Origin of the sequence: Nocardia sp. NPDC049149 (genome assembly GCF_043197455.1) — a bacterium.
Lineage (GTDB): Bacteria > Actinomycetota > Actinomycetes > Mycobacteriales > Mycobacteriaceae > Nocardia.
The window spans coordinates 1-15,487 of the sequence record NZ_JBICTD010000003.1 but is presented as its reverse complement, the minus strand read 5'-3'; the positions used below and the strand labels follow the sequence as shown (position 1 = coordinate 15,487).

The 15,487-nt window shown below is 66.7% G+C and carries 15 protein-coding genes; 8 read left to right on the top strand and 7 right to left on the bottom strand.

All coding sequences use genetic code 11. The annotated features are described in order from the left end of the window. Window positions 1-22: 22 nt before the first annotated feature. Window positions 23-367 carry a winged helix-turn-helix transcriptional regulator gene (locus tag ACGFNJ_RS10975; RefSeq protein ID WP_393445978.1) on the bottom strand — a complete coding sequence of 115 codons (345 nt, stop codon included), beginning with the start codon at window positions 365-367 and terminating at the stop codon, window positions 23-25. A 108-nt stretch (window positions 368-475) separates the two neighbouring features. Here ACGFNJ_RS10975 and ACGFNJ_RS10970 point away from each other — a divergent pair, with 108 nt between their 5' ends. From ACGFNJ_RS10970 to ACGFNJ_RS10955, 4 genes are all read left to right on the top strand, one after another. After that, a complete protein-coding gene (locus ACGFNJ_RS10970; protein ID WP_150408215.1) occupies window positions 476-802 on the top strand; it encodes a hypothetical protein in 327 nt (108 codons plus the stop codon). Between the two features lie 9 nt (window positions 803-811). Then, entirely contained in the window at window positions 812-1,501 is a 690-nt protein-coding gene (locus tag ACGFNJ_RS10965) for a cysteine hydrolase family protein (RefSeq protein WP_393445975.1), read from the top strand. A 489-nt stretch (window positions 1,502-1,990) separates the two neighbouring features. Continuing rightward, window positions 1,991-2,935, top strand: a complete 945-nt coding sequence (locus ACGFNJ_RS10960) for an endonuclease/exonuclease/phosphatase family protein (protein ID WP_393445973.1) — start codon at window positions 1,991-1,993, stop codon at window positions 2,933-2,935. Between the two features lie 170 nt (window positions 2,936-3,105). Continuing rightward, complete coding sequence (locus tag ACGFNJ_RS10955) at window positions 3,106-4,554, top strand: metallopeptidase (RefSeq protein ID WP_393445971.1); 1,449 nt, start codon at window positions 3,106-3,108, stop codon at window positions 4,552-4,554. A gap of 3 nt (window positions 4,555-4,557) precedes the next feature. Here the strand turns inward: ACGFNJ_RS10955 and ACGFNJ_RS10950 are convergent, their stop codons facing one another. Beyond that, window positions 4,558-5,448, bottom strand: a complete 891-nt coding sequence (locus ACGFNJ_RS10950; RefSeq protein ID WP_393445969.1) for an alpha/beta hydrolase — start codon at window positions 5,446-5,448, stop codon at window positions 4,558-4,560. Further along, window positions 5,445-6,821 (bottom strand): M20/M25/M40 family metallo-hydrolase, encoded by a 1,377-nt coding sequence (locus ACGFNJ_RS10945; RefSeq protein ID WP_393445967.1) that lies wholly within the window; start codon window positions 6,819-6,821, stop codon window positions 5,445-5,447. The genes ACGFNJ_RS10950 and ACGFNJ_RS10945 overlap by 4 nt, the downstream gene beginning before the upstream one ends. 561 nt (window positions 6,822-7,382) lie before the next feature. Between ACGFNJ_RS10945 and ACGFNJ_RS10940 the strand changes: the two genes are divergently transcribed. Continuing rightward, on the top strand, window positions 7,383-8,327 hold the full coding sequence (locus tag ACGFNJ_RS10940; protein ID WP_393445965.1) for a DMT family transporter: 945 nt from the start codon (window positions 7,383-7,385) through the stop codon (window positions 8,325-8,327). Window positions 8,328-8,925: 598 nt separating this feature from the next. On the opposite strand, the gene ACGFNJ_RS10935 is transcribed toward ACGFNJ_RS10940, so the two are convergent. Both ACGFNJ_RS10935 and ACGFNJ_RS10930 read right to left on the bottom strand, forming a co-directional pair. After that, window positions 8,926-10,041, bottom strand: a complete 1,116-nt coding sequence (locus ACGFNJ_RS10935) for a glycosyltransferase (RefSeq protein ID WP_393445963.1) — start codon at window positions 10,039-10,041, stop codon at window positions 8,926-8,928. Window positions 10,042-10,087: 46 nt separating this feature from the next. Then, a complete protein-coding gene (locus tag ACGFNJ_RS10930; protein WP_393445961.1) occupies window positions 10,088-10,804 on the bottom strand; it encodes a DUF2334 domain-containing protein in 717 nt (238 codons plus the stop codon). Between the two features lie 449 nt (window positions 10,805-11,253). Here ACGFNJ_RS10930 and ACGFNJ_RS10925 point away from each other — a divergent pair, with 449 nt between their 5' ends. Further along, window positions 11,254-11,703 carry a hypothetical protein gene (locus tag ACGFNJ_RS10925; protein WP_393445959.1) on the top strand — a complete coding sequence of 150 codons (450 nt, stop codon included), beginning with the start codon at window positions 11,254-11,256 and terminating at the stop codon, window positions 11,701-11,703. A 76-nt stretch (window positions 11,704-11,779) separates the two neighbouring features. Next, a complete protein-coding gene (locus ACGFNJ_RS10920) occupies window positions 11,780-12,514 on the top strand; it encodes a DUF4191 domain-containing protein (RefSeq protein WP_393445957.1) in 735 nt (244 codons plus the stop codon). A gap of 235 nt (window positions 12,515-12,749) precedes the next feature. On the opposite strand, the gene ACGFNJ_RS10915 is transcribed toward ACGFNJ_RS10920, so the two are convergent. Beyond that, window positions 12,750-13,118 (bottom strand): YrdB family protein, encoded by a 369-nt coding sequence (locus tag ACGFNJ_RS10915; protein WP_393445955.1) that lies wholly within the window; start codon window positions 13,116-13,118, stop codon window positions 12,750-12,752. A gap of 26 nt (window positions 13,119-13,144) precedes the next feature. After that, window positions 13,145-13,600, bottom strand: a complete 456-nt coding sequence (locus ACGFNJ_RS10910) for an RDD family protein (RefSeq protein WP_393445953.1) — start codon at window positions 13,598-13,600, stop codon at window positions 13,145-13,147. A 287-nt stretch (window positions 13,601-13,887) separates the two neighbouring features. On the opposite strand from ACGFNJ_RS10910, the gene glnA reads away from it, so the two are divergent. Next, window positions 13,888-15,324, top strand: coding sequence for a type I glutamate--ammonia ligase (glnA, locus tag ACGFNJ_RS10905; RefSeq protein WP_393445951.1), 1,437 nt, complete (start codon window positions 13,888-13,890; stop codon window positions 15,322-15,324). Window positions 15,325-15,487: the final 163 nt, after the last annotated feature.

The following is a 15,487-nucleotide window of genomic DNA, read 5'->3' as shown; positions in this document are numbered from 1 at the left end:
GCGATCGGGTCTCGGTCTGGAGTTATTGCGACACGTCGGCGAAGGTGAGACCCGTTCGCTCGGCACGCTTTTCGCCCCACTCGTAGAGGGCGGTGAGGACAGGGACGAGGCTCCAGCCCTCCTCGGTCAGGTCGTATTCGACCTGGGGCGGGACGGTGTCGAAGGCCGTGCGGCGGACAAGCCCGTCGCCTTCGAGTTCGCGCAGCTGCTGGACGAGCATCTTCTCACTGGTGGTCGGCATCAGCCTGCGCAGTTCGCCATAGCGGCGCACGCCCTCCTTGAGGTGGGCGAGGATCACCGGCTTCCATTTGCCGCCGATGAGGTCGACGGTCACCTCGACCGCGCAGTGGAACTGCTTCTCGAGCATTGCTCGCCTCCGTACTCACCAAAAAGTGCGTTCTTGTAACACTGTAATCATCGCGATTCCATGGATGGGGCAAACAGTACCTACCGCAGACATGGAGTTCGAAACCCTATGAAGGTCATCGTTTTCGACCGTTTCAAGCCCGGGGTGACCTTGGAGACCATCAACCCGTACCTGCCGGAGGAGGTCGCCAACGTATGGCGGCTGTGGAAGGCGGGCATCGTGCGGGAGAACTACGCCAGGGCCGACGAGCCGGGCGTGGTGATCGTGTTCGAGGTGGACAGCGTCGAGGAAGCGCAGAAATACGTCGCCGACTTCCCGCTCACCAAGGCGGGTTACCTGGAGTGGACGTATGTCCCGGTGCAGGCCCCGCTGCCGCTGGAGGCGCTGATGGATCCGAAGGTCGATGTCGCCGAGCCCTACGACCGGACCAAGTGAGGTCGTCGCATGCGTAACGCCTTCGGCCTCAGCATCCCGCAAACCGTCGAGGACGCCTGCGATCCCACCAGGATGGCGGTGCTGATCTACGACATGCAGGTCGGCATCGTCCGGCAGATCCCGGACGGCGACGCGATCGTGCAGGCGTGTGTGCGATTGCGAGATGCCGCGCGGGAAAGCGGTTTTCGGGTCTTCTATACCCGGCACATGTCACTGCCCATCGCCGCCTCCGGTGTGTCTCAGGTGCGCACCGCCATGCAGTGGCAACGCGTGGACGATCCGGCCGAGCTCCGGGTCAGCTTTCCGCAGGGGTCGCCGCAGTACCAGCTGGTGCCCGAGCTGAGTCCGAACGCAGACGAGGTGGTCTTCGACAAGATCACCATGTCTGCGTTCGCGGCAACCCCGCTCGATTTTGCCTTGCGGGACTGCGGAATCGACACGTTCGCCATCGCGGGCATCGCGATGGAGGTCGGCATCGAACCCACCGTCCGGCACAGCCTCGACCTCGGTTACCTCCCGATCGTCGTCACCGATGCCTGCGGTGCAGGGCACCCTGCAGCCGCCGAAAGATCGCGTGCCACTCTCGAATTCACCGGAAGCACCCTGACCACTGACACCACGACCCTGACCGACCTCATGACCCGAGACCCGCTAGCCGTCGACCCGCTGCCGTCCCTCGGGACCCGCAGCCCCACTTGACATACGGTCTCCTGTGAGCAGGACATCTCGGGATTCGCCCCGCAGCCGCACACCCCTTGTCTTCCCGCGCACTTTCTGTCTTCCCGCACACGATTTCGCATGCGAAATCGTGTGCGGGAAGACAGAAAGTGCGCGGCTGGGCGTCTTTGATCTTGAACCTCCGTCTTTGATCTTGAAGTTCTCGAAACGGGAGCACAGCCAAGTGACCCGGCTGGGACAAGAGAACACGCGCCCGACTGCGGAGGTCAGCCGGGTACGGCAGACGACGCCACCACGCTATCCGATGCAAACTCTGGGCTGCCGAATTCACAGGAGACCGTGGAGCCGAGGAAGCCAGCAACCAATGGACTCTCGTCAACGGCGGTCGGCACCCCTCTGTCGTCGATGTAGGGCTGAGCGGTCGTTGGGCGTGGGTGGGCGGTGGGGACTGTGCGGGATCTGCGCGGTGGGGGCACAAGTTCTCCACAGGCGGGACCTAGGCTCGGCGGTATGGCTAAGTGGATGAAGCGGATTCTGTTGGGGGTGGGGTGGTGCGCGCTGTTGGCGGGTGCCGCCGGGATCGTGCTGCATTTTGTGGCTTGGCAGCAGCGGCCGTTGGTGCTGCTGGCGTCGGGGGCGTCGTATTTGATGGTCGGGGCGTTGGTGGGGCTGGTGTTCTTCCTGATCGCGCGCGGATGGCGGAGCGCGGGGGTGGCCGGGGTGCTGGTGGGAGTGGTGTTGTGGACGCTGGTGCCGACGTTTGTGCCGGAGGGGCGGGCGGCCACCGGGCCCGAATTGACGGTGATGCAGTCGAATTTGCTGTTCGGGCGGGCGGATACCGGCGCGGTCGTGCGGGAGGTGCGGGACAACCGGGTCGACGTATTGACCGTGCAGGAGTTGACGAATGCCGCGGTAGAAAAGTTGGCGGGGTCGGGGCTCGCCGCCGAGCTGCCCTATTCGTATCTGCGGCCGACGCCCGACGGTGGCGGCGGGACCGGGATCTACAGCCGGTATCCGTTGCGGGACGGCAAGAGATACGACGGGTTCATTCTCGAACACGTGTCGGCGACGATGGAGCATCCGGAGCGCGGGCCGATCGCGGTGTTCGCCTTTCATCCGATTCCGCCGCCGTTCGGCTTCTCGAATTGGCTTGTGGAGATGCGAAGGATCCGCGAAATCCTTGACGCGCAACAGGGTCCGGCAATTGTCGGCGCCGATTTCAATGCCACTCGAGACCATGCGGCGTTCCGCGAACTGCTGGACGGTCGGTTCGAGACCGCAGCCGATCAGGTCGGGGCAGGCCTGCTGCCGACCTTCCCCGACGACTGGCCCACCGGCCCTTTCATCGGGATCGACCATGTGCTGCTCGCCGACGCGACGGCCGAGGATTTGCACACGTTGCGGGTGCCAGGATCGGATCATCGGGCGCTGCTGGCCCGCGTGCGATTGAACTGAACAGGCTTCGTGCCCGAAATGTAACCGCGCCTGCCGTTCTCGATCACAAGTGATGCGCAGGCGCGGTCGCCCGCGATTACCATGAGAACGCTCACCGATCGGCACCAGCGTCGGTCATCGAGCAACTGCGCGCGGGAGGCGCGCGGTGCGGTACTCGGGGAGACGAGTGGATGATGACGACGAGACGGCGCTGGTTCGGCGCGCTCACCTGCGCGGCGGCGATCGTGCTGACCGGCTGCACCGCGGTCACCGCAGACCGTGCGGCAGCGCCGGATACCGTGCGATCTACCGAAAACCAGTGGGAGCTGGCCGGTTCGATGACCGCCTCCGGACCGAATGGTCCGCGCAAGGGCGTGCCGGACGCGCCGCTCAGTGCGGAGAACGGTGACGGCGGCCGCATCGACAAGCTCGCTTTGAACACCATTTCCGACGTGCAGGAATTCTGGACGACCGAGTACCCCAAGAACTTTCCCGGCACCTTCAAGCCGGTGACCAGGTTCCTGTCCTGGGACGCTGCCGCGCCCAAGGAGCAGTCGATCACCTTCTGCAAGGTCGACACCTACCAGGTGGTGAACGCCGCCTACTGCAGCGGCGACCACACCATCGGCTGGGACCGCGGGGTGTTGTTGCCGAGCGTGGCGAAGAAGTTCGGCGACATGGCGGTCGTGATGGTGCTCGCACACGAGTACGGGCACGCGATTCAGGGCCAGGCGAAGCTCGCCGGGTTCTTCACCCCGGCTCTGGTGCTGGAACAGCAGGCCGACTGTTTGGCTGGCGTGTTCTTGCGCCATGTGGCAGAAGGGAATTCGGCGCACTTCACGTTGAACACCACCGACGGTCTCAACGCGGTGCTCGGCGCGACCGTCGCCATCAGGGATCAGGATCCGAACGATCCGAAGAACACGCACGGTTCCGCCTTCGAGCGGGTGACGGCCGTGCAGATCGGCTACACCGACGGCGCGCAGGGCTGCAAGAAGATCACCAGGCAGGAGATCTCGAAGCGCAGGGGTGGCTTGCCGAAGACTTTCGTTCCCGGCGAGGAATACGAGCAGCTCCCGGTGTCGGTGGCATCGCTGACCAGCGTCAGCCAGGCGTTGGCGACCGTCTTCCCGACCACGATCCCGCCGCAGCTCGACTACTCGGGAGTGGTGCGCAACTGCCCGAATACCACTACGACGCAGCCTGTTTCGTACTGCCCCAGTGCGAACAAGGTCGGCACCGAGGTGTCCGCCCTTGCCAAGCGCGCCGGGACGATGAGCAAGGCCGAGGACCCGCTCTCGGCCATGGTGGACGGTGACTACAATGCGTACGTCGTCTTCGTGTCGCGGTATGTCCTTGCGGTGCAACAGGATCGCAAGCTGACGGTGACCGGCGCGGAGACAGCCGGGCTTCGCACCGCTTGTCTGTCCGGGGTGTTCACTACCCGATTGAGCGAGCCTGGTAGCGACCCGCGCCTGTCCGCGGGCGACCTCGACGAGGCCGTATCGGGCCTGCTCGCCGACGGTCTCGCCGCCTCCGACGTGAACGGCAAGGTCGTGCCGAGCGGCTTCGCACGACTCGAAGCCTTCCGCACCGGCGTGCTCGACGGCGAGGACGCGTGCATGGCGCGGTATCGCTAAGCGCTACAGGTGCGCTTCCAACCACTCGATGACGTCGCCGATCACCTTGTCCTGCTCCGGCTCGTTGAAGACCTCGTGGTAGAGGCCGTCGTAACGGTGCACAGTCAGATCGGTGGACGCGGCACGCTGCTCGATGATGTCAGCTCCAGACGGTGCGACAAGGCGGTCGGCGGTGCCCTGCAGCACCAGCAGCGGCACGGTGAGCTTGTCGAGGCGATCCTTCACCAGGTAGCTGGTGTGCAGGATCTCGGTGCCGGTCCTGGCGGGGAGCTTGCCGTGATGCACCAGCGGGTCGTTCACGTAGGCGCGAACGACGGCGGGGTCGCGGCTGATCAGCTCCGGATCAATAGCCAGCACACCGAGATTCGGGGTGAGCTTGGTCAGAATCGGGGCGAGTGCGCGTTGCACCGCGTTGCCGATCGCGATGTCCAGTGGCGGTGCGGACACCACAACGCCGGTGACGTCGAGTGGTGCTCGGGTGGCCAGGTGCAGCACGATGAGGCTGCCCATCGAGTGGGCGACGAGGAATCGGGGCACGCCGGGATGTTCGCGGGTCGCGATGTCGAGCATGCCAGCCACATTGTCGGCGGCGCCGTCGATCGAGCCGATGTTGGCGTTGCCGCCCGCGGATTTGCCGTGGCCGATGTGGTCGAGCGCGTAGACGGCGAATCCGTCGGTGGCGAGGCGATTGCCCACGTGGGCGTAGCGGCCGGAGTGCTCGCCGACACCGTGCACGAGGACGATGACGGCACGCGCGGGGGTATCGGGCAGCCATGCGCGCCAGGCGATCCCGCTGCCGACGCCGTCGAAACGACCGGCCTTCTCGGTGATCGACACGGCGGTCGGCTCGGCGCCTCCGGTGCCGGGTTCGGTGGCATCGGGTTCAGCGGTCATGCATCGGCTCCTGAAGTTTGCGGTGCACTGTTCGTCGAGTGCGCCAACTCGGCGATCAGCCGGCGGTTGAACTCGATGAGTCGAGCGTAGTTGACCCGGGAGAGCCGCTCGTCGGTTCCGTGGATCGAGGCGATATCGCGTTCGCCGACCACGATCGGCGCAAAGTTGCACCGGGTTGCGGCCAGATCGTGATAGTGCCTGGAGTCGGTGGCGCCGGGCACGATGCCGGTGGTGACCGCGATGCCGGGAACGACGGCCCGCGCGATGTCCGCGATCATGTCGAACATCGGGCCGGTCCGTGGGTGCGCCGTCGGCTCCGAACACATGCCTTCGGTTTCGATCCGAACGCCCTTGTCGCGCACCACCTTCCGGCAGTGCTCCAGGACGGTGGCGATCGAGTCACCTGGCAGGATGCGGAAGTTGACGAGGGCCTCGGCGTGCTGGGGCAACACGTTCGCCTTCACCCCGCCGCGGATCACGGTGGGGGCGGTGGTGGTGCGCACCAGCGCCTCGGTCTGCGGCTGGGCCGCCATCATCCTGGTGATCAGCGGCGCCGCGAGGCCTGCGAGGCCGAGCAAACCGCGGCGGGCCGTCGGCAGTGCCGCGCGCACCCTGGACAGCATGTCTGCCGTCACCGGCGTCATCCGCAACGGCATCGGATGATCCTGGAGCCTGCTCACCGCGCGGGCGATCCGGCCCACCGCCGTCTGCTTGCCCGGCATGGACGAATGCCCGCCGACCTCGCTGACCGACAATCGCACCGTCGCATAACCCTTTTCGCCGAGCATGACCGTGGCCACCGGCTGCTCGATCCCGTCGACGACCCCCTCGGTGATCACGCCGCCCTCGTCGAGCAGCAGGTCGGCGCGCACGCCGCGCTCGCGCAGGTGCTGCGCCATCCGGACCGCGCCGGTGTCGCCGAACACCTCCTCGTCGTGGCCGAACGCCAGAAAGATGGTGTGCTGCGGGCGGATTCCGGCGGTGAGCGCCGCCTCGACCGCCTCCAGGATGGCGAGCACCCTGCTCTTGTCGTCGATCGCGCCACGGCCCCAGATGAATTCGTCATCGACCACGCCCGCGAACGGCGGATGCGTCCAGCGCTGCGGGTCGTCCACCGGCACCACATCCTGATGCGCGAGCAGGATCGCCGCGACCCGGTCCGGTTCGGCACCCCGCCACCGGTAGAGCCTGCTGTGTCCGAACCGTTCGAGGTCGAGCGCGGCGTGCACCAGCGGGAAAGATTGCTCGAGGTGCGCGGACAGTTGGGTGAACGCTGCGTCCTCGACCTCGTCCGGAACGTCGGAGGATATGGTCACGCAGCGCAATGCGGCGGCGAGGCGCTCAGCGGTGAGATCGTCGACCGGTTGCGTCATCGGTCACCGGTGCGGTTCGGCAAATTCATGGACACCGTCGCATTGTCCAGCATGTCGGGAGCAGACGTGATCGGCTGCCTGTTTCGCCAGTTCACAGCGGTGTTGGTAGTGCAGACATGACTCGGCGGTGTTCGGCCGGGACCTTCCGGCCAGTCGCGTGGACGGTGTTCACGACGCGCACGCCGATCCAAGTGGCCCGCGGCGAATCCTCGCCGAGCAGGTGGGCAGCGACGGAGTTGCTGGGGCGTCCGTCGACTCGAGTGACCGCATTGGAAGGGACGTACGGATCTCGCTGTTGCCGAGTCGCCGGGCGAGCAGGCGGTGCCGAGGGGCAGCGCGGCGTTCTCGACGAGGTCGAACTCGGGGCCGGTTGTGAGCATGATGCCGCCGACGCCGAGTGTGGCCGATGACTCGGACCCTCGCCCTACTAACGAGGCGGCAGCGAGGAAGTTTTGCTTGGGCAGTCCGCTCGAGTGACCGGCGTGGGAAAGGGACACGAGGGTCTAGGTGTTGCCGAGTCGCCGGGCGGATGCCACCCGGTGTTCACCACGGGACGACAGCATGAGCGGTATGCCGGATGCCGTCGACGTGCTTGGCAGTGCACCGATTGACGCGCTCGCGGTGGGAACTGTGACCCTTGCGCTGCTGGCCGCGCTGTTGTTCGCGGTGTCGGCGGCGCTGCAGCAGGGTGCCGCGCGGCAAGCCGCGGTGGATGACGGGCAGAGCAGGTTCCTGATGATCGTGGGAATCGCTCGGCGGCTGATCGCCGATCGCCGCTGGCTGGCCGGGCAAGGCGCCAATGTGGCCGGGTTCGTTGTGCATGCGGTCGCGTTGCGGTTGGGTGCGATCGCGGTGGTGCAGGCGCTGCTCGTGGTGCAACTGCTGTTCGCGTTGCCGATCGCGGCGGCGCGGCGCAAGCGGGCGCTGCTCCGGCGGGATTGGGCTGGCACCGTTTTCGTGTGCGGCGGATTGATCCTGCTCGTCGGGCAGAGCGCACCAGGGCACGCGGATCTGCGACCGCAACTGCTGCCCGGCGTCGGTGCCTGCGTTTTCGCGACGATCATCGTGCTGATCGCCGCGTCGCGGCTGGCCCGCTCCACTCAACTGCGTTCGGCGCTGGTCGCGGTCGCGGCAGGCTGCTGCTTCTCTACCACCGCGGTGCTGGTCGTCATCGCCACCACCGCGCTGCCCGCGCTCAGCTGGGCGCTGCTCGGCATCCCGATCTCGACCGTCATCGGCGGCCTGCTCACCCAGGAGGCGTACGCCCGCGGTTCACTGCCCACCGCGCTCACCGCCATGACGATCACCGACCCCGTCCTCAGCTACGCGGCAGGCCTCACCCTCTTCGCGGTCACCATTCGCCCACAGCCCGCCCTGCTCGTCCTCGCCGCCGCCCTGGTCATCACCGGCGTTGCCCTCCTCGCGAATTCCCCCACCCTGCACGACGAACGAGACCACACACTCGAGCCCGCGCCGAATACGCCAGTGCCAGAGACTGTTCCGTAACCACGTTCAGGACGGCCCGAGTCCGGTACCGGCTCCAGCGGTTGTTTCACAATCGAGCACGTCGTGAGCTCTCGAGCCCGCGCCGAATACGCCGGTGCCAGTGGTCGTCCCGTACCCACGATCAGCCTGCCGTCGCGGGAGGGATTCGGCGACGAGTGGCACACCACTGTGTGGGCTACTCGCACTTTGCCGCAGCCATGTGCCACTCGTTGGGCGGTCGTGCGGGTCTGGAGTGCGCCCGGGGGGCGGATATGCGCTGTTGGAGGGGTGGAGGATGAGTTTGCCTAGGACGGAGCGGGTTTCGAGGAGGTGGTGGGCGTGGACGTTCAGGACGGGCCGAGCCCGGTGCCGGCTTCAGCGGTTGTTTCACAATTGAGCGCGTGGTGGACTCCTGAGTCCGCGCCGAATGCCCTGTGTCGGTGGTTGTCTCGCAACCGAGCGTGGGCAGGTCGACCTCGATCCGGCATCGGGTGCCTGCTCGTCGGCAAATCGCGTGCCGAGCGATCAGTGTCAGCTGACATCGAGCGGCAGTGCTGCAGTCCAACGTCTGATCTGCTCGGGATCCGTTGTCGGCGTTGAACATCCGACGGTGGTGTGGTCAGGCGGTGCGGGCGGGGGAGTCGTAGTCGGCGTAGAGGGCGAGCATGCCTGCGACGGTCGCGGACCAGGGGAAGCGTTCGGCGGCGGAGCGGGCGGCGTGGCGGCGTTGCGGAGCGGGTACGGAGAGCAGGGCGCGGACGCCGTCGGCCAGGCCGTGCGGGGAGCCGTCGGAGACGAAGCCGGAGCCGGGGGCGTCGACGAGTTCGCCTGCGGCGCCTGCGTCGGGGACGACGACCGGGGTGCCGCAGGCGAGCGCTTCCAGCACGGCGAGGCCGAATGTTTCAGCGGGGGAGGGGAATACGGCGATGTCGGCGGCGGCGACCAGGTCGGCCATGGTGGTGCGGTCGGTCATGTGGCCGTGGAAAACGATGGGGAGGCCTGCGGCGAGCCGTTGCAGGCGTGGCCGCAACGGGCCGTCGCCGATGACGGAGAGTTCGCAGCGCAGGCCGGATTCGGTCAGCACGCGCACCGCCTCGATCGCGCGTTCGGCGCGTTTCTCCCTCGACAGCCTGCTCACCATCACCAGGCGCACGAGCTCGTCCGAGGGTGTTTCGGCGAGGTGCTCGGTCGGGCGGAAGGTGGTCAGATCGACACCGAGCGGGACCCGGCGCACGTTGGTCGCGCCGATCCGCGCGAACTCCGCGGTCGCGAAACTCGAGGTGACGACGACCTTTTCGGCACGAACACAGAGCCTGCGGTTGGCCAGGTCGGCGGCCGTGGTCAGCGGGAAGCCGGGTGGCACTCGACTGCGCAGGATCGCGTCGATGCGTTCGTGCGAGAACAACACCAGCGGCACACCCGTGCCGCGCGCCCACGGCGCGAGCCACCGGACGCTCAGCTTGTCGCTGCACTCGAGCACGTCGGGCCGCAGCCGGTCGAGGACGGCGCGGGTGCGCCGGGAGGTGAGCACGTGATAGCCGCCCGCACCGAACTTGGGACTGTGCACGGTGATCCGGCGTCCGGACGGCGTCTGCTCGTCGTCGTCGGCCGGTCCCGGCACCACGAGCACCCGCTCGTGCCCGGCCGCGAGATAGCCGCGGCCGATCTCGTCGACGCAGGTGCGCAAGCCACCCGACGCCGGGGTGTAGAAGTTCGCGATCTGCACGATGCGCACTAGTGGACCACCGCTTCGACCGTCGCTGAGCGGGTGCTCGTGCGCATCAGGCGACCTCGACCAGTTCGGCGTAGGTGGTGGCGCGCGCGCCCGCGCTGAGCACTGCGTCGATCGCGCGGAGGGTGGCGTCGCGCAGGCCGGGGCGATGCAGGTCGTCGGGGTGCAAGGCGAGCCGGACCAGGCCGCCGCTTGCGGCGTTGCGGCGCGCCATGGTGACGAACATGGCGGCGCCGAACCGTTCGGACCAGCCGCCGCCAGGGCGGTGCGAGAGCGCGAAACCGCGGTGCCTGCGGCCGGTGCGCAGATCCTTCGCGCCGAAGTGATCGGTGGTGTGCGAGAAGCCCGCGGCGCGCAGAGCCTGTTCCGACGCGGGCGAAGCCAGCCAGCCCGGCGGCGTGAAACCGGTGGTGGAAAGCCCGGATTCGGTCATGACCGCGGTGGCGGCCCGCAGTTTGACGGCGGCCTCGGCGGCGTCGAGTGCGGCGAATTCGGCGGCGCCGCGCGCCACCGCACGGCCGAGCGTTCGACGCGGCCAGCTCCCTTCGGGCCCGGCCCGATGCGACCACCCATGCACCATGATTTCGTCACCCCCGGCGCGCCGCTCCCGTAGCAAACTCGCGTAGTCCGGTCGATCGGCCAGCGAAGCGCCGCGCCACGGGCCAGGTATGACCAGTAGCGACACCGGGATCCCGAACCCATCGGCGTCGGAACACCACTGTGCCGTCTCGTCCGCACTCGCAGGTGCGACGTCATGGACGCTCACCACCAACCGCGCACACACGCACCGCAAACTAACACCGCCCGGTTGCCACCAGCTGAACAACACGGTGCCGGTATCCGACGGATCGACGCGGCTGGGTTCCGCAGCTGCGCGGGCAGCGGAGGGAGCAGCGCCGATAACGTCGCCGCCGATGTCATCGACGGCGACCACGGTCCAGCCGCCTTGCACGACGGGGTGCCGCGACGATGCCGCCGGACGGGTGGCGTCGAGCTCGTACGGGCAAGGTTCCGGGACGACGGACCACGGCACTGCACCGGCGGATGGTGCGAGGCCGACCGCGGCCCAACGAAATCGCGCGTCGCTCCAGTGCGCAAATAGGCCATTCGGTTTCGCTATGGTCACCGCGAAGCATTCGGGGCTACAACATGATTCGCGTGGTGTGCGAGGCACGTCGGCGTATGATCGGGCCAGTGCGAGTGCCCGGGGGAAGTATGAGTGAGCCGGTGACCGCGGACTGGGAACAGTTCGTTCAAGCGCTGGCCCAATGTCTGTCGGAGCTACCTTCGCGAGCGACGTTGATCATTGCGGCGCCCGGCAACCGATATGTCCAGTTCATGCAATACGACATCAAATTATCCGCCGAGCTGGCAGGCAATCATTATCTGTCGCAACCGATTCCGGATGCCGCCGCGCAGGAATTACGTGACCTCGGCTGGAATGAGCCGCTGCTGCGGCGCGAAGTCGACAATTGGACCAGAACGATGTTCTGGCCGATCTCCCCGGGCAGCCTGATCGAATTCGCCCGCTCGGTGGCCATCGGCTTCCGCGACGCGCTCGGGGTCGAGACGCCGGTGGAGTTACGCGCGATGGGATGGACCGAAGCCTCCGGTGATCTGGATCTCACCGTGCTCGGCTCGATCGCCCGTCGCGGCTTGAATTGACTTACCCGTCCCGCCGACCGCCATCCCCGAGGTCCCGTGGCAGAACAGCCAGCACGTTGGCACTATCCTGAGTGGCATGGCAGCAGGTAAGCCCACCAAGGAAGCGAAGGCCGCCGCGAAGGCGGCCCGCAAGCAGCAGTCGAAAGAGCGCAGGCAGCAGCTCTGGCAGGCGTTCCAGATGCAGCGCAAGGAAGACAAGCTGCTGCTGCCGTTGATGATCGGCGCCTTGCTCGGCAGCACTGCCGTCTTCCTGGTCATCGGCTTGATCTTCGGGTTGACCTGGTTCCTGGTACCGCTTGGCGTCGTGCTCGGCGCATTGGGCGCGTTCATCATCTTCGGTCGCCGAGTGCAGAAGAGCGTCTACGGCAAGGCCGAGGGACAGGCCGGCGCCGCGGCCTGGGTGCTGGACAACCTGCAGGGCAAGTGGCGGGTGACCAACGGCATTGCCGCGACCACCCAGCTCGACGCGGTGCACCGGGTGATCGGCCTGCCCGGTGTGGTGCTGGTCGCCGAGGGTTCCCCGCAGCGCGTGAAATCGCTGCTCGCGCAGGAGAAGAAGCGCACCGCGCGACTGATCGGCGACACCCCGATCTACGACGTCGTCATCGGCAACGACGACGGCCAGGTGCCGCTGAAGGAACTGCAGCGCTACCTCACCAAGCTGCCCCGCAACATCGACACCAAGCGCATGGACCTCATCGAGGGCAGGTTGACCGCGCTCAGCTCGCGCACCGGCCCGGCCATGCCGAAGGGGCCGATGCCTGCGGGCGCCAAGATGCGCGGCGTCCAGCGGACCATCCGCCGCCGCTGAGCTGGACAAACCCGAAGGCCCGCGCCACCTGGTGCGGGCCTTTCGCGTAGTGGTCGCGGCATCGAGAGGGTACTGGTGTAGGCATCGGCCGAGAGCGCGCCTGCACCAGCACCCCTTGATCTTGGTCAGGCATTCCAGCCAGACCGAGTCGTGGCGTCGAGTGGGAACTGGTGGCGGCATCGGCCCGAGAGCGCTCCGCCGTCAGTTCCCACTCGACGAGGTCAGGTGATCTTGGTTAGGCGCGAAGTAGCCAGAGCGGGCGGTCGTAGGCGAGGGCGTGGTAGGCGATGAGGATCGCGGTGGAGATGAGGGCCAACCTCGGCAGACCCGCCGCCCAGAGCGCCGCGGTGCCGCCGAAGAGGATCGCGAGCTCGAGTGCGAGACGGACCGCGCCAGGCACCGAGACAGGCGCCGCACCGCTGCGACTCGGGTCGTCCGGCACCGCGAAGGTGCCCCAGAGTGCCGCCGTTATCAGCGGCAACACGGCGACAAGCAGGAACTTCCACGGCGAATCGAAGGCACGCCAGCCGTAGACACCGAAGGAAGTAATGGCGGCGAGCTCGAGCAGGAACCGGATCGCGAGCATCGCCGGATTGAGTGACACCTGGCGGAGCGTAACCGCCAGGGCCGTCAGCGGGAATGGACTAGTGCGGTGCCGGTCGCGCGATCGTGCATGCCGCGGCCGTCGCTGTCGGTGAACAGCGCGGGCACCACGAAAACCAGCAGTGCCTGCCTGGCCAGCGCTCGCACGATGCCCACCGGCACCGGCGCATCGATCCGGACGGTGCGCAGCCGCAGGAAATACTGACCGGGCGTGAACCCGAACAGCGTCACCGCCGCAACGCCGATCACAAACCAGATCAGCAACGTCAAAGTGGACGAGGAGGCGCTGCGCGTGATCACCGCGGAAATACCGAGCGCGATCATCCAGTCGACGAACAGCGCGGCGATCCGGCGCATCATCCCGGCCAGCGACCCGGCACCGGACTTCGGCAGACCCAATAGTGCGCCGGGGAACTCGGGGTTTGCCTGATCGCCGGAACCCTCCGAAGGGCCGGAGAGCCACGATCCCGTCATGCGTGCCATGACCCCACAATAAGGGCGGCCGATCCACTACCCGGCACCGCATAAGGGGAGTTCACGTCGGCGCGTCCCAGGTCGGATGGCAGGATTAGCATGTCGTAGGAGACCAGGTGGGACTCCTCACCTCTTCACCGGCACGTGTAACACTGGCGAAACACAACCTTGACTGCGGGGAAACACCGCGTCCATAGCGTCTGGACGCGACGAACCCGCGCGTAGCGACTGTTTGCAGGTTGCTCGAAAAGGCCAGCAATCGACACTGGCTGGGAACCGATCCGTAAGGAGAACAAGTGACGTTCAGCACGGCCGACGAGGTCATCAAATATCTCGCCGACGAGGAGGTCGAATATGTCGACATCCGCTTCAGCGATCTTCCCGGTGTGCAGCAGCACTTTTCGATCCCGGCGAAGGCATTCACCACCGACCTCGCTGAGGAAGGGCTAGCGTTCGACGGCTCCTCCGTCCGTGGCTTCCAGTCGATCGACGAGTCGGACATGCTGCTGCTGCCCGACTTCAGCACCGCGCGCCTCGACCCGTTCCGCGCGGCCAAGACGCTGAACCTCAACTTCTTCGTGCACGACCCGTTCACGCGGGAGGCCTACAGCCGCGACCCGCGCAACATCGCCCGCAAGGCGGAGGAGTACCTGCGCTCGACCGGCATCGCCGACACCGCGTACTTCGGCGCCGAGGCGGAGTTCTACATCTTCGACTCGATCCGCTACGACTCGAAGATGAACGGCGCGTTCTACGAGATCGAGTCGGTTTCCGGTTCCTGGAACACCGGTGCCAAGACCAACCCCGACGGCACCCTGAACCGTGGTTACAAGGTGCGCAACAAGGGTGGTTACTTCCCCGTCGCGCCGTACGACCACTACGTCGACCTGCGCGACACGATCGCGACCAACCTGCAGAACGCGGGCTTCGAACTCGAGCGCGGCCACCACGAGGTCGGCACCGCCGGTCAGGCCGAGATCAACTACAAGTTCAACACCCTGCTCGGTGCGGCCGACGACCTGCAGCTCTTCAAGTACATCGTGAAGAACACCGCGTGGGCCGACGGCAAGACCGTCACCTTCATGCCGAAGCCGCTCTTCGGTGACAACGGCTCGGGCATGCACGTGCACCAGTCGCTGTGGAAGGACGGCAAGCCGCTGTTCCACGACGAGGCGGGCTACGGCGGTCTCTCGGATCTGGCGCGGCACTACATCGGCGGCATCCTGCACCACGCGCCGTCGCTGCTGGCGTTCACCAACCCGACCGTGAACTCCTACCACCGTCTGGTTCCCGGCTACGAGGCGCCGATCAACCTGGTGTACTCGCAGCGCAACCGCTCTGCGGCCGTGCGCATCCCGGTCACCGGCAACAACCCGAAGGCCAAGCGCATCGAGTTCCGCGCGCCGGACTCCTCGGGCAACCCGTACCTGGCCTTCGCCGCCATGATGATGGCCGGCCTGGACGGCATCAAGAACAAGATCGAGCCGCTTGCCCCCGTCGACAAGGACCTCTACGAGCTCCCGCCGGAGGAGGCCAAGAACATCCCGCAGGCGCCGACCAGCCTCGCCACGGTCATCGACCGCCTCGAGCAGGATCACGACTACCTGACCGAAGGCAACGTCTTCACCGACGACCTGATCGAGACCTGGATCAACATCAAGCGTGAGCAGGAAATCGCCCCGGTGAACCTGCGTCCGCACCCGTACGAATTCGAGCTCTACTTCGACGTGTAAGTCGTTCGTACACAGTGTCGTTCAACGGCCCATCCGCGAATCGCGGGTGGGCCGTTGGCCGTTCGGTGGGGTCTGTCCAGTTAACGGTGTAGCTCGGGTTGGTTGGGTTATCTCCGTCCGGCGGTGAGTCGACCGTCGAAGGTGATGTCGAAGGCGTTCAACG

Bases quoted from the DNA above. Each gene is read 5' to 3' on its own strand.
- ACGFNJ_RS10975 (WP_393445978.1), bottom strand. From the start codon at position 367: ATGCTCGAGAAGCAGTTCCACTGCGCGGTCGAGGTGACCGTCGACCTC.
- ACGFNJ_RS10970 (WP_150408215.1), top strand. From the start codon at position 476: ATGAAGGTCATCGTTTTCGACCGTTTCAAGCCCGGGGTGACCTTGGAG.
- ACGFNJ_RS10965 (WP_393445975.1), top strand. From the start codon at position 812: ATGCGTAACGCCTTCGGCCTCAGCATCCCGCAAACCGTCGAGGACGCC.
- ACGFNJ_RS10960 (WP_393445973.1), top strand. From the start codon at position 1,991: ATGGCTAAGTGGATGAAGCGGATTCTGTTGGGGGTGGGGTGGTGCGCG.
- ACGFNJ_RS10955 (WP_393445971.1), top strand. From the start codon at position 3,106: ATGATGACGACGAGACGGCGCTGGTTCGGCGCGCTCACCTGCGCGGCG.
- ACGFNJ_RS10950 (WP_393445969.1), bottom strand. From the start codon at position 5,448: ATGACCGCTGAACCCGATGCCACCGAACCCGGCACCGGAGGCGCCGAG.
- ACGFNJ_RS10945 (WP_393445967.1), bottom strand. From the start codon at position 6,821: ATGACGCAACCGGTCGACGATCTCACCGCTGAGCGCCTCGCCGCCGCA.
- ACGFNJ_RS10940 (WP_393445965.1), top strand. From the start codon at position 7,383: ATGAGCGGTATGCCGGATGCCGTCGACGTGCTTGGCAGTGCACCGATT.
- ACGFNJ_RS10925 (WP_393445959.1), top strand. From the start codon at position 11,254: ATGAGTGAGCCGGTGACCGCGGACTGGGAACAGTTCGTTCAAGCGCTG.
- ACGFNJ_RS10920 (WP_393445957.1), top strand. From the start codon at position 11,780: ATGGCAGCAGGTAAGCCCACCAAGGAAGCGAAGGCCGCCGCGAAGGCG.
- ACGFNJ_RS10910 (WP_393445953.1), bottom strand. From the start codon at position 13,600: ATGGCACGCATGACGGGATCGTGGCTCTCCGGCCCTTCGGAGGGTTCC.